General features: G+C 49.2%; 23 protein-coding genes and 3 tRNA genes. 7 read left to right on the forward strand and 19 right to left on the reverse strand.

Annotation, left to right across the window (positions count from 1 at the left end):
• A partial coding sequence (locus ACXAH4_RS18790) for a Glu/Leu/Phe/Val dehydrogenase dimerization domain-containing protein (RefSeq protein WP_474882989.1) occupies window positions 1-482 on the reverse strand: 482 nt, incomplete at its 3' end.
• 196 nt (window positions 483-678) lie between these two features.
• On the opposite strand from ACXAH4_RS18790, the gene ACXAH4_RS18795 reads away from it, so the two are divergent.
• The gene (locus tag ACXAH4_RS18795) at window positions 679-1146 is read left to right on the forward strand and encodes an Lrp/AsnC family transcriptional regulator (protein WP_119500633.1); all 468 of its coding nucleotides are present in this window, start codon (window positions 679-681) and stop codon (window positions 1144-1146) included.
• 72 nt (window positions 1147-1218) lie between these two features.
• Here the strand turns inward: ACXAH4_RS18795 and maiA are convergent, their stop codons facing one another.
• The 9 genes from maiA to pspA all read right to left on the reverse strand — a co-directional run bounded on the left by maiA (window position 1219) and on the right by pspA (window position 9478).
• Window positions 1219-1875, reverse strand: a complete 657-nt coding sequence (gene maiA, locus ACXAH4_RS18800) for a maleylacetoacetate isomerase (RefSeq protein WP_474844702.1) — start codon at window positions 1873-1875, stop codon at window positions 1219-1221.
• A 30-nt stretch (window positions 1876-1905) separates the two neighbouring features.
• Window positions 1906-2916 (reverse strand): fumarylacetoacetate hydrolase family protein, encoded by a 1011-nt coding sequence (locus ACXAH4_RS18805; RefSeq protein ID WP_474882991.1) that lies wholly within the window; start codon window positions 2914-2916, stop codon window positions 1906-1908.
• The gene (locus ACXAH4_RS18810; RefSeq protein ID WP_474882993.1) at window positions 2913-4061 is read right to left on the reverse strand and encodes a homogentisate 1,2-dioxygenase; all 1149 of its coding nucleotides are present in this window, start codon (window positions 4059-4061) and stop codon (window positions 2913-2915) included. Before ACXAH4_RS18810 ends, ACXAH4_RS18805 begins: the two co-directional genes overlap by 4 nt.
• Window positions 4054-5160 (reverse strand): 4-hydroxyphenylpyruvate dioxygenase, encoded by a 1107-nt coding sequence (gene hppD / locus ACXAH4_RS18815; RefSeq protein ID WP_474882995.1) that lies wholly within the window; start codon window positions 5158-5160, stop codon window positions 4054-4056. The genes ACXAH4_RS18810 and hppD overlap by 8 nt, the downstream gene beginning before the upstream one ends.
• Before the next feature lie 204 nt (window positions 5161-5364).
• Entirely contained in the window at window positions 5365-6921 is a 1557-nt protein-coding gene (gene tyrR / locus ACXAH4_RS18820) for a transcriptional regulator TyrR (RefSeq protein WP_474844698.1), read from the reverse strand.
• Window positions 6922-6998: 77 nt separating this feature from the next.
• Complete coding sequence (phhA, locus tag ACXAH4_RS18825; RefSeq protein WP_474844697.1) at window positions 6999-7799, reverse strand: phenylalanine 4-monooxygenase; 801 nt, start codon at window positions 7797-7799, stop codon at window positions 6999-7001.
• A 221-nt stretch (window positions 7800-8020) separates the two neighbouring features.
• Entirely contained in the window at window positions 8021-8482 is a 462-nt protein-coding gene (gene pspC / locus ACXAH4_RS18830; RefSeq protein WP_474844696.1) for an envelope stress response membrane protein PspC, read from the reverse strand.
• Window positions 8479-8718: an envelope stress response membrane protein PspB gene (pspB, locus tag ACXAH4_RS18835; protein WP_303575340.1), complete on the reverse strand. Its 240-nt coding sequence runs from the start codon at window positions 8716-8718 to the stop codon at window positions 8479-8481. Before pspB ends, pspC begins: the two co-directional genes overlap by 4 nt.
• Window positions 8719-8806: 88 nt before the next feature.
• A complete protein-coding gene (gene pspA, locus ACXAH4_RS18840) occupies window positions 8807-9478 on the reverse strand; it encodes a phage shock protein PspA (RefSeq protein WP_119500624.1) in 672 nt (223 codons plus the stop codon).
• 227 nt (window positions 9479-9705) lie between these two features.
• Between pspA and pspF the strand changes: the two genes are divergently transcribed.
• Genes pspF through ACXAH4_RS18870 form a run of 6 tightly spaced genes read left to right on the forward strand, consistent with a single transcriptional unit; the run spans window position 9706 to window position 16161 of the window.
• Entirely contained in the window at window positions 9706-10818 is a 1113-nt protein-coding gene (gene pspF, locus ACXAH4_RS18845) for a phage shock protein operon transcriptional activator (protein ID WP_474844694.1), read from the forward strand.
• A gap of 2 nt (window positions 10819-10820) precedes the next feature.
• Window positions 10821-12455, forward strand: coding sequence for an ABC transporter substrate-binding protein (locus ACXAH4_RS18850; RefSeq protein WP_474844693.1), 1635 nt, complete (start codon window positions 10821-10823; stop codon window positions 12453-12455).
• Entirely contained in the window at window positions 12452-13483 is a 1032-nt protein-coding gene (locus ACXAH4_RS18855) for an ABC transporter permease (RefSeq protein WP_119500621.1), read from the forward strand. The genes ACXAH4_RS18850 and ACXAH4_RS18855 overlap by 4 nt, the downstream gene beginning before the upstream one ends.
• Complete coding sequence (locus ACXAH4_RS18860; protein WP_119500620.1) at window positions 13470-14363, forward strand: ABC transporter permease subunit; 894 nt, start codon at window positions 13470-13472, stop codon at window positions 14361-14363. Before ACXAH4_RS18855 ends, ACXAH4_RS18860 begins: the two co-directional genes overlap by 14 nt.
• Complete coding sequence (locus ACXAH4_RS18865) at window positions 14363-15358, forward strand: peptide ABC transporter ATP-binding protein (RefSeq protein WP_119500619.1); 996 nt, start codon at window positions 14363-14365, stop codon at window positions 15356-15358. Before ACXAH4_RS18860 ends, ACXAH4_RS18865 begins: the two co-directional genes overlap by 1 nt.
• Window positions 15355-16161, forward strand: coding sequence for an ATP-binding cassette domain-containing protein (locus tag ACXAH4_RS18870; RefSeq protein WP_474844692.1), 807 nt, complete (start codon window positions 15355-15357; stop codon window positions 16159-16161). The genes ACXAH4_RS18865 and ACXAH4_RS18870 overlap by 4 nt, the downstream gene beginning before the upstream one ends.
• 26 nt (window positions 16162-16187) lie before the next feature.
• Here ACXAH4_RS18870 and ACXAH4_RS18875 read toward each other — a convergent pair whose 3' ends face one another.
• From ACXAH4_RS18875 to ACXAH4_RS18915, 9 genes are all read right to left on the reverse strand, one after another.
• Window positions 16188-17318, reverse strand: a complete 1131-nt coding sequence (locus ACXAH4_RS18875; RefSeq protein WP_119500617.1) for a sodium ion-translocating decarboxylase subunit beta — start codon at window positions 17316-17318, stop codon at window positions 16188-16190.
• A complete protein-coding gene (oadA, locus tag ACXAH4_RS18880) occupies window positions 17318-19105 on the reverse strand; it encodes a sodium-extruding oxaloacetate decarboxylase subunit alpha (RefSeq protein ID WP_474844691.1) in 1788 nt (595 codons plus the stop codon). The genes ACXAH4_RS18875 and oadA overlap by 1 nt, the downstream gene beginning before the upstream one ends.
• A gap of 18 nt (window positions 19106-19123) precedes the next feature.
• Window positions 19124-19384, reverse strand: a complete 261-nt coding sequence (locus ACXAH4_RS18885; RefSeq protein WP_474851062.1) for an OadG family protein — start codon at window positions 19382-19384, stop codon at window positions 19124-19126.
• 253 nt (window positions 19385-19637) lie between these two features.
• Window positions 19638-19714, reverse strand: a tRNA-Arg gene (locus ACXAH4_RS18890).
• A 49-nt stretch (window positions 19715-19763) separates the two neighbouring features.
• Window positions 19764-19840: transfer RNA gene (locus ACXAH4_RS18895), tRNA-Arg, on the reverse strand.
• 43 nt (window positions 19841-19883) lie between these two features.
• Window positions 19884-19974 (reverse strand) — tRNA-Ser (locus tag ACXAH4_RS18900).
• Window positions 19975-20136: 162 nt separating this feature from the next.
• Window positions 20137-20334: a carbon storage regulator CsrA gene (gene csrA, locus ACXAH4_RS18905; protein WP_119500605.1), complete on the reverse strand. Its 198-nt coding sequence runs from the start codon at window positions 20332-20334 to the stop codon at window positions 20137-20139.
• Window positions 20335-20470: 136 nt separating this feature from the next.
• Window positions 20471-23068, reverse strand: a complete 2598-nt coding sequence (alaS, locus tag ACXAH4_RS18910; RefSeq protein WP_474851061.1) for an alanine--tRNA ligase — start codon at window positions 23066-23068, stop codon at window positions 20471-20473.
• Window positions 23069-23247: 179 nt separating this feature from the next.
• Window positions 23248-23697, reverse strand: coding sequence for a regulatory protein RecX (locus ACXAH4_RS18915; protein ID WP_474882997.1), 450 nt, complete (start codon window positions 23695-23697; stop codon window positions 23248-23250).
• Window positions 23698-23751 lie beyond the last annotated feature (54 nt).

Below are 23751 nucleotides of genomic sequence, written 5' to 3' on the forward strand. Positions count from 1 at the left end.
GGGGGGGGGGGGGGGGGGGGGGGGGGGGGGGGGGGGGGGGGGGGGGGGGGGGGGGGGGGGGGGGGGGGGGGGGGGGGGGGGGGGGGGTGGGAGGAGGGGGGGGCAGGGGTGGTAGAATCAGTCACTGCAATGTCGGAATCTTCAGCAGTGAAATACTTGCCGCCCAGAGAATCTACAAATCTTCCCATAGCCAGCATCATTTCTTCAGACTTGTGCTTACGGGGATCGCCGATAATCACCGACTTCCCGCCCCCCAGCTTCAGGTTGGCCATAGCAGACTTGTAGGTCATGCCTTTTGAAAGCCTGAGAACATCTGTCAGCGCTTCATGACTGTTGATATACGGCCACATTCTGCAACCGCCTAATGCCGGACCGAGATTCGTATTATGCACTGCAATAATCGCTTTTAAGCCCGAAGCTTCATCGTGGAAAAATGCCACATGTTCGTGACTGTCAAACTCTGGATGTTCAAAAACTGACATGGATTTTCTTCTTCTGATCGTGACTGATAACCCGGCTATCTTATCCGAACATCACGAGGACAGATTTTGCATTAATTTCAAGCTATGTTTACAAGAGGAAATATGGTTATTCACAAGAACTATAGACTAGGATATATATCCTAGTATTATGTGAGTGTTATAATAATTATCATACACCTGACGAGATGCCTGATTAATGAAATTAGATAAATTTGACCGCGAAATTCTTCGCGTGCTTCAACAGGATGCCACTGTCTCCATGGCCGACTTGAGTCAAAAGGTCGGATTGTCACATACGCCGTGCTGGCGCCGTGTTAAACGCATGGAATCAGAAGGAATTATTCTTCGAAAAGTGACGCTGCTGAACAGCAAAAAACTGAATCTCGGCGTATCGGTTTTCATATTCGTGACGTTGAAAAACCACGACGGAGATTCACTCACCGATTTCGAAGCGGCGGTACAGTCAATCGATGAAATCGTAGAATGTCATACCACCAGCGGAGAGAAGGATTATCTTCTTAAAGTGGTTGTTGAAAGCATTGAAGAGTATGAATATCTTTTGAAAACCAAGCTGACCCATCTGCCACTGGTCGATCACTTAAGCTCCACTTTTGCATTGAAGCAGGTGAAGAACACCACAGAGTTACCAATAAAAAGTCAGTAAGCGGTTATCAGAAACAAAAAAGCCCGTTGCTACATGGCAGTATCAACGGGCTTTTTGTTTCTTATGTCATGGTTATTCAGGACAGTCCGGCTGATTCTCTGGTCTCGCTTTTTCAAACGCATTCAGCGCCAGACAGTTATCAACAATTTTGGAAATGAGCGGAAACGGTGTCATGTCCAGTTTAAACCGCTTAGCAATGTATACCTGTGGCACCAGGCAAACATCAGCCATGGTGACATTAAAATCAAAGCAGTACTTTCCGGCTTGTGTTTGCAAACGACGTTCAATCGCCTGAAAGCCTTTTTCTGACCACTTGCGCACCCATGCGGCAATGTCTTCATCTTCCGCATTGAAATCATCCCGCAATGCATTTAGCACCCGTAAGTTTCCTAACGGCTGCATCTCCATGGCGATATCGTGGGCCAGTCCGCGAACCCGTGCTCTTTCAAGCGCGTGCTCGGGGATCAGACGGCAAGTATCAGGGTACTTTTCATCCAGATATTCGATGATGCTGAGAGACTGATTGAGTACGAAATCTTCATCGTCATCCACCAGTGCAGGTACCAGTTGCGCCGGATTCAGACGCTTAAACACCTCATGAGTTTGTTCACCGCCTTCTTTTACCAGGTGAACCGGTACATATTCGTAATCCAACCCCTTCAGGTTCATTGCAATGCGCACCCGGTAGGTTGCCGAAGAACGCCAGTAACCATAAAGTTTCAGACTCATGTTTCGCCCTTTTTTGCTTGCCACTTCTTGTTAGCTGAGTGGTTTAATCTGTTGTTCGATCGCGCCGAAGATACTGTGTCCCTGCTCATCCAGCATCTCTATGCGGATCCTGTCGCCAAACTGCATAAAGGGAGTGGATGGCTTGCCGTCACGGATGGTTTCAATCATCCTGATTTCGGCAATACAGGAATAACCCAAACCACCTTCTTTTACAGCGCTGCCATGGTCCGTACCCTGTTTATTCGATACGGTACCTGAGCCAATAATAGCTCCTGCTCCCAGATTACGCGATTTCGCGGCATGCGCAACCAGTTGCGCGAAGTTAAATGTCATGTCGGTGCCCGCATGGGGCATGCCGAATAACTCGCCGTTATAGGTTGAGCGTAATGGCAGGCAAACCTGTGCCTGGTTCCATGCACTACCCAGTTCGTCAGGTGTTACCGCCACCGGAGAAAAACTGCTGGCAGGCTTAGACTGAAAGAATCCGAATCCCTTAGCCAGTTCACCGGGAATGAGCCCCCTGAGTGACACATCATTCACCAGCATAATCAACCTGATGCGTTCAGCCGCGACAGTTTCACAACATGCCATTGGCACATCGTCGGTGACAACCGCCACCTCCCCTTCGAAATCAATACCCCAGTCATCACTGGGTAAAATAACGTCATCCCGGGGGCCGGTGAAGTCATCAGACCCGCCCTGATACATCAGCGGATCTGTCCAGAAGCTCTCTGGCATCTCTGCACCGCGGGCTTTACGCACCAGTTCCACATGATTCACATAGGCACTGCCGTCAGCCCACTGATAAGCACGTGGCAGAGGCGACTCACAGCGCTCTTCTTTGAACGCCTCACTTTCAATTAATCCATCATTTAATTGTTCATATCGTGACTGCAATGCGCCGGCAACCTGCGCCCAGTTGTCCAGAGCGTGTTGCAATGTCAGTGCAATATCCGGTACCGCAGCAGTACGGGTCAAATCCCGTGAAACCAGCATCAGTTGCCCGTCACGGCTGCCATTCTTATAGGTCGCAAATTTCATTGTTCATTCTCCTTCACCGGTGTCTTCCAACTATTCACATACTCCGGATTTTCTGTCGCCAGTGCGGCATCCCCCATCTCAAGTGCGTCACGGGTATCCAGCATCACAGCGACTTCATCAGTAAATGTCTTTTTATGGGCACGACCGGCGGCAAAGGCTTTTGGATGGGGGCCGTGAGTGAACCCCGCCGGATGAAAAGTCACCATGCCTTTTTCAATGTTGTCACGGCTGAAAAAGTCGCCTTCGTGATAGAACAGTACTTCATCATAATCGTCGTTATTGTGATAAAACGGCACCTTTAAAGCGCCGGGGTCACTTTCTATTGGCCGTGGAACAAAAGTGCAGACAACAAAACGCGGAGCTACAAACGTGGTATGGGCTGACGGTGGTAAGTGATAACGGTGACTCATTAAAGGTCTGATATCCCGCCAGTTCAGCTTGACCACACACACTTCACCGTGCCAGCCAATGGCATCGAGAGGATTAAAGGGATAAGTGATCACCGACACCTTGTTGCCCCGTTTCACCTCTACCTGCCAGTTATTCTCGTCTTGCTGGCCGATAAACCTGTCATTGATTTGCGGTATTTCCAGCACGGCGGGGTCGAAAATCGCCTGACCTCCCAGCATGCCTTTATCCGGCAACTGATACGCTTCGTTAGTCGCTTCAATCATTAACATGGTCATGGGCTTTGCCGGCTCCAGCCGCCATAGCGTGGAGCGGGGAATAAGCACATAATCACCGGCGGTTACCGGCAGATGTCCGTAATCACAAAACAGTTCTCCTTCACCTTCATGAATGAACAATAAGTCGTCACCGTCAGCATTGCGGGCCAGGCGCGGCATGGCAGTATGGCAATGCCATAAGCGGTATTTACAGTGAGCATTGCCGAGGATCAGAGTAGCGGAAAAAGGCCCGTGCTCTGCATCACGGGGCAACTTATTCAAGTCGAAGGCGCGGGGTCGTAAATCCCCCTCCCAGTCAATCCAACCGGTCGGCGCATGTTTATGATGTAAATGACTAGCAGGGCCAAAAAAGCCACTGCGACCAATTTCACGTTCATAAATGCCCTCTTCCGGAAAATCGGCGTGGGCCTGCTTCGAGTGCGTCCCCTGCGCAGCCGGAAACCGGATCCAGTTACGCATTTTCTTTCTCGTCCTGCGCCTGGCCATCTAAAACGCCACGGCGGATCTGGTCGAGTTCTATGGACTCGAATAACGCTTTGAAATTCCCCTCACCGAAACCTTCGTTACCTTTGCGCTGGATAATTTCAAAAAATACAGGGCCAATGACTGTATCGGTAAAGATTTGCAGCAGGATGCCATCTTTCATTGGTGCACCATCGATTAAAATGCGCAATGCTTTGAGCATATTCAAATCTTCACCATGCCCCTGCACACGGGCATCCACGCCTTCATAGTAGGTATCCGGCGTGTCCATAAAGCGCATACCTCTGGCTTTCAAATCTCTGACGGTCTGATAGATATCGTCAGTGGCTAATGCGATATGCTGAATACCTTCTCCGTTATATTCACGGATAAACTCTTCAATCTGAGATTTATCGTCGGACGATTCATTAATAGGAATACGAATTTTACCGCAGGGAGACGTCATCGCTTTGCTCACCAGGCCGGTGAGTTTGCCTTCTATATCAAAGTAACGGATCTCGCGGAAGTTGCCGATGTTCTCGTAGAAATTGGCCCACAACGCCATGTTACCCCGGCGGACATTGTGAGTGAGATGATCGACAAAACTCAGGCCGGCTCCGGCTTTTTCCATGCTTGCCTGCCAGTCGTCATAAAAGCTGAAATCTACGTCGTAAATGCTGTCATCACCGTAGCGGTCAACAAAGTAAAGCGTGCTCTCGCCGATACCATAAACGGCAGGAATATTCAGTTCCATGGGTCCCAGATTGCCCACAAATTGCTTCGCGCCGTTTGCCAGTGCGTGCTTCATTGCAATTCCTGCATCTTTAACACGGAACGCCATGCCGCAAACACTGGGGCCACGCAATTTGGCAAATTCTTCTGCCTGTGATGCCGGTTCAGCATTCACAATGAAATTGATATCCCCCTGACGATACAACCACACACGCTTGGAACGGTGGCTGGCTACCTCAGCAAAACCCAGAGATGAAAAAAGGTCTTTAAGGGCCGCAATACCTTTCTCATCAGCAGCGGTATATTCAACGAATTCGAAACCGTCTGAGCCCAGCGGGTTATAAGAGTAATCGACTTGTGACATGGTGTTTCCTCACACTTGTAAAAGTTATGTGATCAATAAACACCAAATTTAACAATCAGAAAAGACAGGGCCTGCGGATAGCATTGAAGGTCTGACGGAGGAAAGCCGTAAATAAAACTGAACAACAGGCGGACACCATTAAAATGCCCGCCTGTGAAGCCCCCTGCCCCGGGATTTTTGTAAAGCGGGCAGTACAGAGCGTATCTATAACTTTACAGTACCTTTATTAATGCCATATTCACGCAACTTGTTGGCAATGGCTGTATGGCTCAGGCCTAATTTTTTCGCCAGCTGACGGGTACTCGGGTAGGATGGATACAAACGTTTCAGCAGATCCCGCTCAAATTTCTTCACCTCTTCATCCAGCGTGCCGTCAAAGTTTTCATCGATGTACGTGACACTGGGTGCACAGGAAGGCAACTGAATATCTTCTTTTGAAATTTCATTGCCATCGAGCAACGACAGCGCACGGAATAAGGCGTTCTGTAACTGCCTGACATTTCCCGGCCAGGGGTACTGCTGCAGGAAATCCACACAGGATTTGCTCAGCTTGGCCGGCCGGCGTCCCAGTTTACTGCTGTGTTGCAAAATGAACGCCTCGGCCAGTGGCAATATGTCCGGTCTGCGTTCCTTTAATGACGGCATGACCAGGCTCAGTACATTCAGGCGATAGTATAAATCTTTGCGGAACACGCCCTCTTCCACCATCTGCCCGAGATCCCGGCCGGTAGTGCAAATGAAACGTACGTTTACCGCTACGGGTTTATCATCACCAACGCGTCTGAATTCGTTGTGCTCCAGTACGCGAAGCAATTTAGCCTGCAATTGCGGAGACATATCAGCGATTTCATCCAGCAAAATTGTACCGCCTTCTGCCAGCTCTAGTAAGCCTGCTTTACCCTCCGGTTGATTATATGCACCGGCTGCATAACCGAATAACTCAGATTCTGCGACACTGTCAGGTAACGAAGCGCAATTCAGTACAAGGAACTCACCTTTGTTTCTCCGGCTTGCCTGGTGACAGGCTTTAGCAATCATTTCCTTTCCCGTACCGGTTTCGCCGAAGATCAGTACCGGCGCATCGAGATCGGCAATTTGTTTGGCATCGTTAACAACCTTTGCCATAGCCGGTGACCGGATGATGAAGTGATCGAAAGAATCCGTTTCAGTTTGATGAAAAGCCGTAAATTGCTGACCCAGGCGCATTTCTGATTTCAGGATCACCACCGCACCGGCAAAGATGGCACTGTTCTGACCATCCGGCACTATCACCGGCAAAATATCCGCCAGATAATCCTGCTGGATAAACTTCACCTTCACTGAAGTGGCCGCATTGTCCTTGCTCTCCATCCAGCGGTTAAAGTTAAACCCTTTAACCAGCTCACTGATTTCTGTGGACTCAATATCGGAAAACGGTAATTCAAGACCACTGATCACCGCTTCATTGCACATAAGTACACGACAGCGGTTGTCGATGGAAAATACCGGGTCAGGTAAAGTACGCAAAATGGCCGAAAGCTGATTCCGCTCCCGCTCGCCGGGCATATACGGCGTGGTTTTTACGTCATCAATACCATTGATCCTCCGGATTTTTGGCATGAGATGCTGAAAATCTTCGAATTCGAGATTAGGGAAATTGAGGAAAATTTTGCCCGCTTCATCGATTTCAATGCCCCGTAAATCGATTTCATGAGCCACCAGGATATCCAGGATGTCCTGAGTGATCCCAAGACGGTCCTGACAACTGATTTCTAAGCGCATAGTATTCTGTCATTTTTGTTGTAAATATATATTTACAGGATATCACAATATACTAACATTGGAACGCTTAAATTTGTTTAACTCACCCGTCTGGGCGCAGGTTCAAACAGGGGGTCATAGAGGCCAAGCCGCATGGCCTGACGCACTAAATGCATGATATCGCTTTCTGCCAGCGTAAAAAGATCATCGAAATCGGACAACTCATAATACAGCGGCTGCATAATATCGATGCGGTAAGGTGTACGCAGGGCATCCAGCGCATTCATCGGCACTTTCACAGGGGCATCGCTTTCCAGCGCATAAAGGGTTTCACCCGGCGATGACAAAATACCGCCGCCATAAATACGCTGCCCAGCGGGGGTATTGACCAGACCAAATTCAACGGTAAACCAGTACAGGCGGGCCAGATAGATACGCTCTTCTTTCGACGCATCCAGACCCAGCTTGCCGTAGGTATGGGTAAAATGCGCAAAAGAAGGATTGGTTAACAGCGGGCAATGGCCGAAGACCTCGTGAAAAATGTCCGGTTCCTGCAGATAATCGAATTCTTCCCTACTTCTGATAAATGTTGCCACCGGAAATTGCTTATTTGCCAGTAGCGAGAAAAAGGATGAGAAGTTGATGAGTGCCGGTACCGGCGCGGTTTGCCAGCCTGTTGTTGCTTGCAGGATCCGGTCAATCTCACCTAATTGTGGTATGCGGTGCGCTGGCAGGTCCAGTAGTGCCAGCCCGTGCATATACTGTTTACAGGCTCTGCCCTGTAATAACGAATCCTGACGTTGATAAAGCTCAGACCAAATCTTGTTTTCTTCTCCGGACCAGGAGATCACACCGTTTTCGTCCGGTTGCCTGGACTGATAAGCAGATGACTTCGCCATAAAAAACCTTAATTGCTGTTACTCATTTTAGTCTAAGGAATTTATGACACTGTGGAAGTCTCAGGCTGATTCAGCCTGAGACCTCCGATGTAACATTAATTTTACAAATCAATATAAGCCACTGAATTATTGAAAGTAAATAAAAAGGCCGGTGACACTGATGTGTCACCGGCCCTCATTTGAGTTCTTTAACTACCGGTCGGCTTCTGCCGTCATTTTATTCAGAGCTGGCTGATTTCACGGTTTAACTGAAACTCTCTGGAGGTTACATATTTTTCCATTTTGCGCAGACGCAATTCTGATTCTTTGAACCTCGAGGCGATATCATGCACTGCCTGCTTCGGTGGCTCACCGGCCTGCCAGACTTTCGTCTTTACCGACACCTTGCCGGATGACTCATGCTGCTGTGCGCCGGTATTGCTGTTCGTCCAGCCTTTACCCTGGTGCCCTTTAAACTGGCTTAGCGGATCATCCTGCTGAGCAGAAATATTGGCAGGTTTCGGTTCCAGAATAAACCAGCAGGCGATGTAGCCGATGAACACGAAGGTACCGGCCAGCAAGAAAAAAGCAGACACAACCAGAATTCTGACCAGCCATCTTTCCAACCCGAAATAGTCTGCTATACCACTGCATACCCCTGCAATTCTGGCATTTTCGGTGTCACGATAGAATTGACGGTTCATGCTCTGTCTCTCCACTGAGGCGCTTCACTATCAAGAATGGCTTCCAATGTTTTGATGCGGTCAGACATTTTTTCAGCCTTTTCCGCGAGTTCATTGATCGTTGCGAACTCTTCTGCGCTTAACCCCTGACTGACTTGCTTTTTACTGCGATAGTGCAGAATAAGCCAGATGGGTGCGACAAATATCAAAAACAAAAATAAGGGTACCAATAGCAATGCCAGTATTCCCTCGTCCATAACCATAACCTCCGATTTCTAGTGAGAACTGCCCACAAAGCCGATTGTCCGGCTTCCTGTGAGCAAGGAAACCGGCACCGGGCGCGCATTATTCTGCGCTCTTATTTTCTTTTATTTTAGCTTTTAACGCCGCTAATTCTTCGTCAATTTTATCGCCGGCTTCCAGCTCGGCAAATTCATCATTCAGCGTTTTCTTACCTAAGTCGTACGCTTCTACCTGAGACTCCAGGTCGTCGATTTTACGCTCATATTGCTCAAACCGGCCCATAGCAGCATCTACTTTACTGCTATCCAGTGTACGTTTCACTTCTAAACGTGAACTCGCCGTTTTCTGGCGCATGATAATCGCTTTCTGACGGGCTTTTGCATCGGCCAGCTTGTCCTGTAACTGTCCAACCTCATCCTGCAGTTTCGAAATCTGCTCTTCCACTACTGCAAGCTCTTTACCCAGAGCAACGGCAGCTTCTGCAGCTTTCTTACGTTCCTGCAACGCGGCACGTGCCAGATCTTCTCTGTCCTTACTTAAAGCCAGTTCCGCTTTGGCCTGCCAGTCCTGAGCATCGGCTTCGTACTTACTGATTTGTGCAGTAATTTCCTTTTTACTGGCGATGGTTTTCGCAGATGCTGAACGCACCTCAACCAGTGTGTCTTCCATTTCCTGAATAATCAGACGAACCATTTTTTCCGGATCTTCAGCTTTATCCAGCAATGCATTAATATTTGAGTTCACTATGTCGGTGAAACGCGAGAAGATACCCATATTCATTACCTCCAGCTCGTATGGAATCATGCAAAAGTGCATGGATTTTAATGCTCGTAGTTAATACGCATCTCTGTCTTAAGCTATTCAATATGCTTGCCAACTAGCTAAGTCTTTTTAATTCACTGAATTTATTCATTTTTTCTGAATTAAATTAATGTTCGATTCTGCGAAGTTTTTCATCTACACTAATTATTGGTCTAAATGACTAACAATTGAGGGACTAAATGAGTAGATTTCGCCAACAGGATAACTTGCTGGGTCAGGCCAACAGCTTTCTGGAAACACTGGAACAAATTTCCCAAATCGCACCACTTAACAAGCCGGTGCTGGTTATCGGAGAACGGGGGACGGGTAAAGAGCTTATTGCCGCCCGTCTGCACTTTCTGTCTCAGCGCTGGGATCAAAATTACATCAAGCTGAATTGTGCCGCGCTGAATGAAAATCTGCTCGAAAGTGAACTCTTCGGTTATGAAGCGGGAGCATTTACCGGTGCAGCCAAACGCCGTGAGGGCCGCTTTGAAGTCGCCAACAACGGCACCCTGTTTCTGGATGAGTTAGCGAACACCTCAGGTCTGATTCAGGAAAAATTACTCCGGGTCATTGAGTACGGTGAATTTGAACGTGTGGGCGGTACTAAAACACTCAAAACAGATGTTCGCCTGATAGCAGCAACTAACGAAGATTTACCCGCGCTGGCGGAAAGCGGCGAATTCCGCGCCGATTTACTCGACAGACTGGCATTTGACGTTATTACCATTCCACCGTTGAGAGAACGGAAAGATGATATTCTGTTACTGGCTGAAAACTTTGCCATTAATATGGCGAGGGAACTGGATATGGAATTATTCAGTGGCTTTACAGAGAAGGCCCGCCGCACCTTACTCGATTATCACTGGCCGGGTAACATCCGTGAGCTCAAAAACGTGGTGGAAAGAGCCGTGTACCGCTGCAATAACCCTCACCTGCCTGTCCACGAAATCATTCTTGACCCGTTTGAATCCCCCTTCAGACCAAAAGGTCGCATTAAGACTCAGGACAGAATTACCGCTCCCCAGCCGGCATCTGAAATCAACGGCATTCAGCCTGATTTACCCCCGCCTCCCAACGACGCTGTATTTACGCCGGTGCCCGAGGCTCCGCAAGCTCCGGTTTATCCGTTGGATCTGAAGGAGCGCTCCCAGCAATTTGAAATTGATATGATCAGGCAAGCACTTGAAGACAGTCAGTTTAATCAGAAAAAGACTGCAGAAAAGTTGAGTCTGACTTATCATCAGCTCAGAGGCTATTTAAAGAAATACAATTTACTGGATTCTTCAGCGGAATCTGTGGAGGCATAACGGTGCGACGGGGTTTTCGGTGGGCAACTATACTGGTCGCACTAACAGGGCTTCAGGCCTGCGATAAATCAGAGCAGGTTGCTTTTTACCAGTCAGGTATCATCTACTGTTCTGAAAGTAATCCGGTGAATTTCAACCCGCAAACCGATACTTCAAGCACCACCGCCGATGCCACCGCCCACCAGGTTTACGACCGGCTGATGGATTTCGATCCTGAAACCGGTCAGATTGTGCCAAACCTGGCCAGCAGCTGGCTGGTATCTGATGACGGACTTACCTATACATTTCAGTTAAATAAAGATGTGGAATTTCACACCACGCCTTACTTTACCCCGACCCGGAGCTTTAACGCCGACGACGTCATTTTCAGCATTAACCGCTGGCGGCTGGAGGCTAATCCTTATCACAGCGTGTCCGGTGGACGCTACCCTTATTTCGAAAGTCTCGGCATCGCTGCCAATATTGAAGATGTGAAGCGCATCAATGGCTACCGGATTGAGATCACCTTAAAACAGCGTGACAGCTCTTTCCTGGCGAACCTGGCGACAGACTTTTCCGTTATTTTATCAGCCGAATATGCTGATTTTCTGTTGAGCCGTGGCACGCCGGAGAGAATTGACTATTACCCTGTTGGTACAGGCCCGTTTAAATTTGAAAGCTACCGCAAAGACCACTATATCCGTTTTCTGCGCAACGAACATTACTGGGGTGAACAGTCGCTGCCGGAGGGCCAGACAAACACGGAACACCTGATTTACGACATCACGCCGAAGAGCTCAATCAGGCTTGCCAAACTGATCACCGGAGAGTGTGATGCTATCGCCTTCCCTGCCCAGACAGAATTGGAGGTAATCCGTAACCGTGAAGAGCTTGAGTTATCTGAAAAACCCGGTCTGAACATCGGTTTCTGGGCGTTCAATACCAACCGGCCTCCATTCGACAATCCGGACGTGCGTAAAGCGCTGGCACTGGCTATCGACAAAAATACCCTCCTTGAAGCTGTGTACTTTGACAGTGCCACACGGGCAAAAACCCTGCTTCCTACAGCCAGCTGGGCTTTCCAGAGTGATGCCGAAGACACCGCTTACAATCCGGTACTGGCGAAAAAATTACTCACTGAAGCCGGTATTGAACCGGGCTTTACCATGACAATTTGGGCAATGCCGGTGGAGCGCGCTTACAACCCGAATGCCACCAAAATGGCTGAGCTGATCCAGCGATATTTGTCAGCGGTGGATATTCAGGTGAATATTGTCACTTATGACTGGACCACGTTTCGCCGCCATCTGCGGGAAGGCTTACACGATAGCGTGCTGATTGGCTGGTCCGCAGACAACGGTGATCCGGACAACTTTTACCGGCCTTTGCTCAGTTGCGGCGCGATCCCGTCCGGCACCAATCGCGCAATGTGGTGTAACGAACGATACGATTCACTGATTAATGAAGCCCTGCAAACGCAAAATATGGAGCGGCGCAAAGCAATCTATGAAGAAGTGAACCGCTTGCTGTATGATGAATTACCCATCGTGCCTATTGCTCATGCATACCGGTATCAGGCTTACCGTAAAAATCTGAAGGGCATGAGTATTAATCCGTACGGTGGTGTACGTTTTGCCGGAGTGACGAAATCCCTGTGATACAAATTCTGATCCGCTATGCGACCCTGTTTATAACCACTATGCTCGTGCTGGCGGCATTGTCCTTCGCCCTTGCTTATTTGTTTCCCGGCGACGTACTGGTGAATCTGACAGGAATCACGCCGCAAAATGAGGCGCAGCGTGCTGCACTCATCCGCCAGTTTCAGCTCGATAAACCCTATCTGTTTCAATTTATCTATTATGTTCAGCAACTGCTTCAGGGGAACTGGGGGTACAGTTTTATATCCGGTCTGCCGTTAAGGCAGGAAATCGGTATCGCCATGCCCGCCACAATAGAGCTCAGTGCCTATGCGCTTTTTATCGCCATTTTTGTAGGTGTGCCTCTTGGCTGTTACGCGGGGTTACGCAGTTACACCAAACGGGATTACCTGATTAACTCAGCCAGTATGGTCAGTTACTCATTTCCGGTATTCTGGATAGCACTGGTTTTCATCTTGTTTTTCAGTCTGAATCTTGGTGTGGTACCGTTATCAGGGCGTGTGAGCCTGCTATTTGATGTGCCTCCGCAGACCGGCTTTATCCTCATCGACATCATCATTGCTGACAGTGTGGACAGCGGCCTGGCACTCAGCGATGCACTCATCCACCTACTCCTGCCCACGGTATCTATCGCGCTGGTTTCCACCGCCTCCATGGTCCGGCTGACAAGGCGTTCAGTGATCGACGTGCTGAAAAGCCCGTACATTGCAGCGGCAGAATCCCGCGGACTTTCCAAGCGGCAAATCTTTTTCCGCCATATACTGAGAAACGCTTTACTCCCCATTCTGCCACTGATGGCGATCCAGATTACGACGCTCATCACCAATGCCATGATTGTTGAAACCTTGTTTTCCTGGCCGGGTATTGGCAACTGGCTGATCCAAGCCATTTACCAGCGCGATTATCCGGCACTGCGTGTTGGTATGCTGGCAGTAGCTACAGTGGTGATCAGTTTTACAATTATGATTGATTTGTTTAACCGCTTTATCGATCCAAGCAGGGAAAAGTACGAACGTGGCACGGTTTAGTTTATATCAGGAAGAATCGCAGCCCTCTCCCTGGCAGCGCACCTGGGAAGAGTTCCGCAGCAGTCATGTGGCCTTTGCCGGCTTCATCGTGCTCGGACTGTTTTTTTTCGTGTCTCTGTTTGCGCCGCTGGTAGCGCCTTACGACCCGTTACAACAAAACATCGATGCCCTGCTGGTGCCGCCGAGCTGGGAACCGAACGGTACCATCTCTCACCTGTTCGGTACTGATGCACTGGGCAGAGATGTATTTTCACGCATTATGTACGGCTGCCGTGTTACCTTCGGTTCCAGCCTGATGCTGGTGCTTATCGCTATGCTGGCAGGTGTAACAATCGGCACCATCGCCGGCATGACCAGCGGTGTTCGCTCCAGTGTGATAAATCATACTCTGGATGCACTGATGGCCATCCCTACTCTGCTGATAGCCATTATTATCGTGGCCATTCTGGGTACTGGTCTCGTTAACAGTATGTGGGCAATTACGCTGGCACTTATCCCTCAGTTTATCCATCACACCCGCTCTTATGTGCGCAGTGAAATGAAAAAAGAATACATTCTGGCGTCCAGGCTGGATGGCGCCCGGCCTTTGCAGTTATTTTTTCACTCGGTGCTGCCGAATATGATTGAAATGCTGGTGGTACAGGGTTCACTCGCCTTATCCATTGCTGTCATCGACATTTCCGCACTGGGTTTTCTGAATCTCGGTGCACAGCCGCCCCTTCCCGAGCTGGGCGTAATTCTGGCAGACGGACTGGATGTGGCTTATATCGCGCCCTGGAATGTGGGCCTTCCCGGCCTGACGATATTTTTGATGGTACTGGCGGTGAACATTGTCGGTGACGGACTGCGCTCTGCACTTCGACGGAGGCTGACACACTAATGCCCATGCTCGATATAAAGAATATGACGCTTGAGATAGACAACGGGAATACCCGTGTTAAAGCGTTAGATAAAGTGAACCTGACCGTTAACAGCGGAGAAATCCGCGCGCTGGTTGGCGAATCCGGTTCAGGCAAGAGTTTGATGGTTCAGGCAATTTCCGGTTCACTTCCCCAGCAGTGGCGTATCACCGCTGACAGAATGAGCTGGAACGGCAAAAATATGCTGTCCATGTCAGCAAAAGAGCGGCGTGAACTGATGCGCCGGGATATCGGCGTGGTATTTCAGGATCCGGTATCAGCCATGGATCCCTCCACCACATTAGGTGAGCAGTTAGAGGAAGCCATCCCGGATGAACTGGTAAACGGTAAATGGTTCTGGCAACGTAAGCAGGACCGCCGGAAAACTGCTATCAGTACTGTGCACAAAGTCGGGATTAAAAATCATAAGCACTATCTGAATGCGTATCCCCACCAGGTGCCTACCGACATTGGTCAGAAGTTCATGATTGCTATGGCGCTGATTTCACAGCCCAGACTGCTAATTGCTGACGATCCCACCCGTGGCATGGAAACGACCACGAAGACCAAAGTACTGAAGTTACTGACACGTCTGAATCAAACAAAGTCTTTATCCATATTGTTTGTCAGCCACGATTTGCTTGCCATCGCCAGTATGTCTCACACCATGACAGTGCTGTACTGCGGACAAACTGTTGAATCCGGCAAGATGAAACATATCCGTAAACGGCCGCTTCACCCGTACACCAAAGCTCTGCTGGACAGTGCGCCGAGTTTCAGGAATGACTTACCGCCTAAGTCAGTGCTGCCGGCACTGGACGGCACCATTCCTTCATTGCAGCACGTTCCCATTGGCTGCCGGCTGGGCCCGCGCTGCCCCCGCGCCCAGCGCGCTTGTGTCAGTACGCCCGGCGTGCGTCGTATCCATGACCACACTTACAGTTGTCACTTCCCGCTGCACATGGAGAAGTTATGAGTGAGATCATGCATGTCAGCGGCCTGACATTCCGCCACAGTGATAAGAAACGCTGGCTGAAAAAGCCGGAAGTGTTTGCCTTAGGGCCTATAGAACTGAGTGTGAAGCGCGGCGAGACCATTGCCATTATCGGTGAAAACCGCGCCGGAAAATCCCTGCTGGCCAAGCTGCTGGTGGGTGCAGTGCCTGCCGATGAAGGCGAGATATTCCTCAGCAACGTAATGTATAACGCAGCCAAAAAGAAATCGACTAAGAGTTATAACGCCAGCAACGATATCCGCATGATTTTCCAGCACAGCAACGAAGCCATGAACCCCGGTATTCCTGTAGGCCGTATTCTTGATGAGCCATTATCGCTGAACACTGAACTGGATGAAACAGAACGCAAGAAAGTCATCGAAGATATTCTGGTTAAAGTGGGACTGCTGCGTGATCACTACTACTTTTACCGCCACATGTTGTCTGATGGTCAGCAGCAGCGTGTAGCCATCGCCAGAGCCATGGTATTACAGCCAAAGATTCTGGTCGCAGACGAACCCTTTGCCGCACTGGACCCTTCAGTACGCTCGCAGACGGTAAACCTGATCCTGAACCTGCAAAAAGAGCTGGGGTTGTCGTTTATTTTTATCTCACACAACTTAGGCATTGTGAGACACATTGCTGACCGGATCATCGTGATGGAAAACGGACAGATTGTTGAAACCGGCAAAACGGAAACAATCTTCCGCTGGCCGCAACATGATATGACTAAAAAGCTGATCCTTGCATATCAGTCACTGGTGCCCCAGCAAACGTTGACCTGAGTGGTCAACGTTGCCTGGGAAGACAATTAACCCACCAGCGCCAGCAGAATACCCGCTGCGACGGCAGACCCCAGTACACCGGCCACATTCGGCCCCATGGCATGCATTAACAGGAAATTATGCGGGTTACTCTGCAGACCCACTTTATTGACCACTCTCGCCGCCATGGGTACAGCGCTCACCCCGGCAGCGCCGATTAGCGGATTAATCCCGCCACCGCTCATTTTATTCATGAGTTTTGCCATCAATACGCCGGCGGCAGTGCCGATAGCGAAAGCAATCGCACCTAAACCGAGGATCCCTAACGTTTCCACCGTTAAAAATTTATCGGCAGATAATTTAGAACCCACAGCCAGGCCGAGGAAAATGGTCACAATATTGATAAGTTCATTCTGCGCCGTTTTTGACAGCCGGTCTACCACACCGCATTCCCGCATGAGATTACCAAAACAAAACATACCCACCAGTGGTGTTGCAGAAGGCAGGAATAGTATAGTCAGAATGAGTACCGCCAGAGGAAATATGATTTTCTCTTTTTGCGACACGTGGCGTAACTGCGCCATTTCGATTTTCCGCTCATCTTCACTGGTCAGGGCCTTCATAATAGGAGGCTGGATAATAGGAACCAGTGCCATGTAAGAATAAGCGGCGACAGCAATTGCCCCCAGCAAATCAGGAGCAAGACGGGAAGCCAGAAAGATTGCCGTGGGTCCGTCAGCACCACCGATGATGGCAATAGCACTGGCATCTTTTAACGTGAAGTCAAAACCGGGAATGAAATTAAGGGCAATAGCACCGAACAATGTGGCAAAAATACCAAATTGAGCCGCCGCGCCCAGCAACAACATCCTGGGGTTTGCGATCAATGCGCCAAAATCCGTCATTGCTCCCACGCCCATGAAAATTAATAACGGAAACACGCCGGAATGAATACCCACTTCATAGATGTAATATAACAGTCCACCCGGTTCACTGAAGCCAGCCAGCGGAATATTGGTTAACAGCGCGCCGAAACCGATGGGTAACAGCAATAACGGCTCGAATTTTTTCACGATGGCCAGATATAAAAGCAGTAACCCCACTGCCATCATCACCAGTTGCCCGCCCTGAAAATGCGCCAGCGCAGTGCTGTCCCATAAAATTGATAATTTTTCCATCAGTTTAACTCTATCAGCGCCTGACCACTGGCAACACTGTCACCCTCTTTCACCAGAATACGGCCAGCTGTTCCGTCAAAAGCGGAACGAATTTCGGTTTCCATTTTCATCGCTTCAAGAATAATAACCACATCCCCGTTGGACACAGCATCACCTTCAGATACTAAAACTTTGAACACATTGCCGGATAACGGAGCATTGATTGCCTGTCCGCCAGCCGGTGCGGCTGTGCTGCTTTGAGCCGGTGCGCGCGCTGTTTCGGCCGGTGTAACACTGGTCAGCGTGCCGGATTCAGCCACTTCCACGTGATACACTTTGCCGTCTACTTTCACATCGTAACTTGAGGGCTGTCCCGCGGCGTTTGGAGCAGCAACAGGTGCTGTAGCCACTTCCGGCTCCTTGCCCGGCGCAGGTTCAAAGGCATCCGGGTTGCCGCGGTTTTGCAGGAACTTCAGACCGATTTGCGGGAACAATGCGTAAGTGAGTACGTCGTCAACTTGCTCTTCCGCCAACAGGAAGCCTTTTTCTTTGGCCAATGATGCGAGGTCGTCAGTCAGGCTTTCCATTTCCGGCTTGATCAAATCAGCCGGACGGCAGGTAACCGGCTCACCACCATCAAGCACACGGGCCTGCAATTCAGCATTCACCGGCGCAGCAGTTGCGCCATATTCGCCTTTCAGTACACCCGCCGTTTCTTTGGAAATACTTTTATAGCGCTCACCGGTAAGCACATTCAGCACCGCCTGTGTGCCCACAATCTGCGAGGTGGGTGTGACCAGAGGAATGAACCCCAAATCTTCACGCACACGGGGAATTTCTTTCAATACTTCGTCAAACTTATCTTCTGCGCCCTGCTCTTTCAGTTGGCTTTCCATATTCGTCAACATGCCGCCGGGTACTTGCGCCAGCAATATACGGGCATCCACACCTTTGAGGCTGCCTTCAAAACTGGCGTATTTCTTTCTCACGTCGCGGAAGTAAGCGGCAATGTCTTCTAACCCCTCAAGCGACAAGCCAGTGTCTCTTTCTGTGCCTTCCAGAGCCGACACGATAGTCTCTGTGGCGCTGTGACCGTATGTCATACTCATTGAAGATATAGCGGTATCCAGCATATCAATGCCGGCATCGATGGCCTTCTGATAGGTTGCAGTACTCAGGCCGGTTGTGGCGTGACACTGCATGGCGATAGGTACCTGCACGGTTTCTTTCAGGCGGGTAACCAGCGTTTCACACTCGTAAGGTTTAAGTAAACCGGCCATGTCTTTGATACAAATGGAGTGCACACCCATGTCTTCTAATTTTTTAGCCATATCCAGCCAGCCGTCGATGGTGTGCATAGGGCTAATGGTATAGGACATGGTACCCTGAGCATGCGCGCCACAATCAATAGCAGCCTTAACTGCCGTTTGCAGATTACGAACATCGTTCATCGCATCAAATATGCGAAAAACATCTACACCGTTTTCATGGGCACGTTCAACAAACCGGGTAACCACATCATCAGCATAGTGGCGGTATCCTAATAAGTTCTGCCCACGCAGCAACATTTGTTGCCGCGTTTTCGGCATGGCTTTTTTCAGCGCCCGGATACGCTCCCACGGATCCTCCCCCAGATAACGGATACAGGCATCAAACGTTGCCCCTCCCCAGGATTCAACAGACCAGAAACCTGCATTATCGAGCTCGCCTGTAATGGGTAACATGTCTTCCAGGCGCATGCGGGTAGCCAGTAAAGACTGGTGTGCATCACGCAATACAAGTTCTGTCAGTGCCAGTGGCTTAGACATAAAAAATCCTCTTTAATGCTATTTTTGATTGTTTCTGTGCTGATGAATGGCTGCTGTGATGGCAGCTATGGTTTGCCCGCCTACGGCTGACTGAGCAGGTGCTGATGGCGTTCTTACCGGTGCAGCGACGTCTTCATTGCCTGGATAACGCCGGCAGTACCAGGCAATGGCTTTAACACCTGCGATGAGCAGTGCCAGAAAAGCGAACACAAATACCATGCCGGTTAACATTAATGTGGCAGCTTCACCAAGCAAACTAACTAACGAATCCGATGCCATGTCAGAACCTGTTTATATTGTGATGTGAGTATTAAGAATAAGTAACATGTTAAACATGCAGAAACAATGCGACTTCGGCCTTATATTCACCAACAAAAGCAACATTTTGCGATGAAAATCAGACAGAACACCGGACAAACCTGCACATGTGCTATGCATTCAGTGTGGGCGATATTTAAGCAATCGCAAGGTAGAAAAGTCAAAGAGGAAGGTTAAAACGAAAAAAGCCCACCTGATGGTGGGCTTTCCGGTATGGCGCGTGTGGAAGGATTCGAACCTCCGACCGCCTGGTTCGTAGCCAGGTACTCTATCCAGCTGAGCTACACACGCTTTAACTGTACTTTTACGTTTTACCGTAAAAGGTGGTGCTTTTATAAGATGGCGCGTGTGGAAGGATTCGAACCTCCGACCGCCTGGTTCGTAGCCAGGTACTCTATCCAGCTGAGCTACACACGCGCATTAAAACTTATTGTTGGCCACCACGTCCAACCTTGAACAATGGCGGAGAGGGAGGGATTCGAACCCTCGATACCAGTAATAGGTATGGTTCCTTAGCAGGGAACTGGTTTCAGCCACTCACCCACCTCTCCGTAACAGTGGTGCGCATTTTACTGATACTCGTGAGGGAGTCAAACCCTTTTTTCAATAAAATGAATCGTATGCTGCCATTTTAAACAAATCGGATAAAAAGCCCGCTCTGTCATACCTCAGAGTCAAAAAAGGCCGGTTCAACCGGCCTTTTTCTATCGGGATTATTCGGTAACACTGTTACCCGGTTGCCCGCCTTTCTCAGCCTGTATACGCATGTAAATCTCTTCACGATGCACTGATACTTCTTTCGGCGCATTCACACCAATTCGTACCTGATTTCCTTTAACGCCTAATACGGTAACCGTTACATCATCACCGACCATCAGGGTTTCACCTACACGACGAGTCAAAATAAGCATTCGCTTGCTCCTGATCCTTTACAAATGAAAATATCCTTTAACCTTATGTCACTCGCCGGCACGACCCGACGGTAACGACAGTGATTCCGTGTTTTTGTGTCACTCCAAAAACTCACTGATTACCTTACAATCTGGATTATAGCTTATCTGACAAATATGCGTTAACCGAAGCCAATGCACTTGCCAAATTTTCTGGCTGACTACCACCGGCTTGCGCCATGTCTGGTCTGCCACCACCTTTTCCGCCAACCTGTGAGGCAATAAAGTTTACTAATTCGCCTGCTTTCACTTTGCCGGTAAGCTGTTTGGTCACACCAACTATCAAACTGACTTTCGCACCATCAGCCATACCTAGTACTACGATCCCTTCGCCGATTCGGTTTTTAAGATCGTCCATCATTCCACGCAACGCTTTCGACTCAACGCCTTCCAGTTCAGAAATTAACACTTTCACACCGTTAATTTCGATAGCCTGACCCAGCATGTCAGCGCCTTGTTGAGAAGCCAGTTTTTGCTTCGCCGCTGATAATGCTTTCTCAAGCTCTTTCGTTTGCGTTTGCAGTACACCGATACGGTCAACCAGTCCTGATACGTCAGTTTTCAGCAATCCGGCTGCGGTCTGTAATTGAATTTGTTGTTGTTGAACAAACTCAACTGCAGTTGCGCCGGTTATCGCCTCTATGCGACGAACGCCTGATGCGATACCACTTTCTGACACAATCTTAAATAAACCTATATCACCTGTACGTTTGACGTGAGTACCACCGCAAAGTTCAACAGAGAACGGACCCATTGTGACAACGCGTACTTTCTCATCGTACTTCTCACCGAACAATGCCATCGCACCAGAGGCTTTGGCTTCATCCAGTTCCATTAATTCAGTTTGCAGCGCATGGTTAGCGCGAATTTCTTCATTTACCCGGTTTTCAATTGTCAGTAACTGCTCTGCCGTCACGCCTTCAAAATGGGAGAAGTCAAAACGCAGGCGCTGTGCTTCTACCAGAGAGCCTTTCTGAGTGACATGATCACCTAAGATTTCTCTCAGCGCAGCATGCAGCAAGTGCGTCGCACTGTGATTTTGCTTCACGGCTTCACGATTGCTGTTGTCGATAGCCGCAGCCGCTTTTTCGCCTTTACGTATTTCACCGACAACCTTACCTTTATGCGCGAATGCATTACCCATTTTCTGGGTATCAGTAACAATAAATTCACCGTTAGCCACTTTAAGCACACCACGGTCGCCGGCCTGACCTCCGGATTCGGCATAAAAGGGCGTCTGGTCTAATACCACAACACCTTCCTGCCCGTCGGTGAGAGATTCACAAAATTGATTGTCATAAATAAGTTCGACAACGTTTGCCTCGCCTTCCACATCGGTATAACCGGTGAATGCTGTTTCATGTTCAACTTTCAGCAGGTCGTTATAATTGGCACCGAAGTTACTGGCTTTCTGAGCACGGGCACGCTGAGCTTCCATAGCTTTTTCAAAACCGGCTTCGTCAATTTTCACATCGTGTTCGCGGGCAACATCGTTGGTTAGATCAACCGGGAATCCGTAAGTGTCATACAGTTTGAACACCACTTCACCGGGAATTGTATCGCCTTCCAGTGAAGATAACGTGTCATTGAGCATGTTCATGCCCCGTTCAAGAGTCTTACTGAATTGCTCTTCTTCAACCCGCAATACTTTCTCAATGACAGGTTGCTGGTCAGCCAGTTCAGGGTAAAACTCGCCCATTTCCTTCACCAGGGCCGCTACCAGTTTGTAGAAGAAAATGTCTTTCGCACCAAGTTGATAGCCGTGACGTACAGCACGACGGATGATACGGCGCAGTACATAGCCGCGACCTTCGTTGCCCGGCATTACGCCGTCACATACCAGGAAGCCGCATGAACGGATGTGGTCAGCCACAACACGTAAAGACTTGTCTTCCAGGTCTTTAGCCCCGGTAATGTCAGCAGTCGCTTTAATCAGGTTCTGGAACAGGTCAATTTCATAGTTGCTGTGCACATTCTGAAGAATGGCAGAAATACGCTCAAGACCCATACCGGTATCGATAGAAGGCTTAGGCAGTGGTTCCATGGTACCGTCTGCCTGCTTATTGAACTGCATGAAAACCAGGTTCCAAATTTCAATAAACCGGTCACCGTCTTCTTCAGGCGTTCCCGGAGGGCCACCCCAGATGTGTTCACCGTGATCATAGAAAATTTCAGAACAGGGACCGCAGGGACCGGTATCACCCATCGACCAGAAGTTATCTGACGTGTTAATCCGGATGATTTTTTCTGCCGGTACGCCAATGTGGTTCTCCCACAAATCAAAGGCTTCATCGTCTTCTGAATAAACGGTTACCAGCAGTTTCTCTTTTGGTAATCCAAGCTCAACAGTCAGGAAATTCCAGGCAAAGGAAATGGCGTCTTTTTTGAAGTAATCGCCAAAACTGAAGTTACCCAGCATTTCGAAAAAGGTGTGATGACGGGCAGTATAGCCAACGTTCTCCAGGTCATTGTGCTTACCACCGGCACGCACACAACGTTGTGAAGACACTGCACGGGAGTAGCTGCGCTTTTCTGCTCCAAGGAAAACGTCTTTGAACTGGTTCATCCCCGCGTTGGTGAACAGGAGCGTAGGATCATCTGCAGGTACCAATGAGGAACTCGCCACTGCCTGGTGGCCGTGACTTTTAAAGTAATCGATAAACTTTTGGCGTATGTCAGCAGTTGATAATGTCATTGAAATCCTAACTTCCTACTCTTGTTAACGGTGAACATCGGGAGCACAAATTTACTCTGATAAAATGGCTCGTCAGATGCTGGGAATTGTGGTGCACAAGTCACTAAATCGGGCATACGGCCCGCAGGGCGCAAACATATCATGGAACACGCGCAGTTGTTAAGGCATTCGCGGTTAATTTAGTCACCATTTACGGCGTATTGGATGTGTTCCTGAGTAAAGCCCCGGTAATTGAGAAACTGCATTTGCTTTTGTCTGGCTTTGAAGTCCCGCTCCTGCCCTTCGCCAAATTTCTTCTCTTTTACCTTCAGGGCTAATTCAAACCAGTCAATATCGGCTTCGCTCATCGCAGATGCGATGGTAGCGTCATCGAGTTTATGCTGCGCCAGCTCACGCTTTATTCTGGCCGGCCCCTGACCTTTCGATGCGCAGGCGCGGACGCGCATTTCGGCGTATCTGGCATTACTTTGAATATCAGCGTCGGTGAATTCCTGCAAAATAGCCGACGACAAACCGGCGCCGAAACCTTTCTGTGTCAGTTTTGTCAGTACCTCCACATGGCTGTGCTCTCGTCGTGCCAGCATGCGCGTAATCGCGTCGATAATGATTTTGCGGTCAGGGTCTGTCATGTTGAAGAATGTTTAATTTAGCTCTAATGTAAACGTACCGGCATTCATGGAAGA

The organism is Alteromonas sp. ABV2_168, from assembly GCF_056161165.1.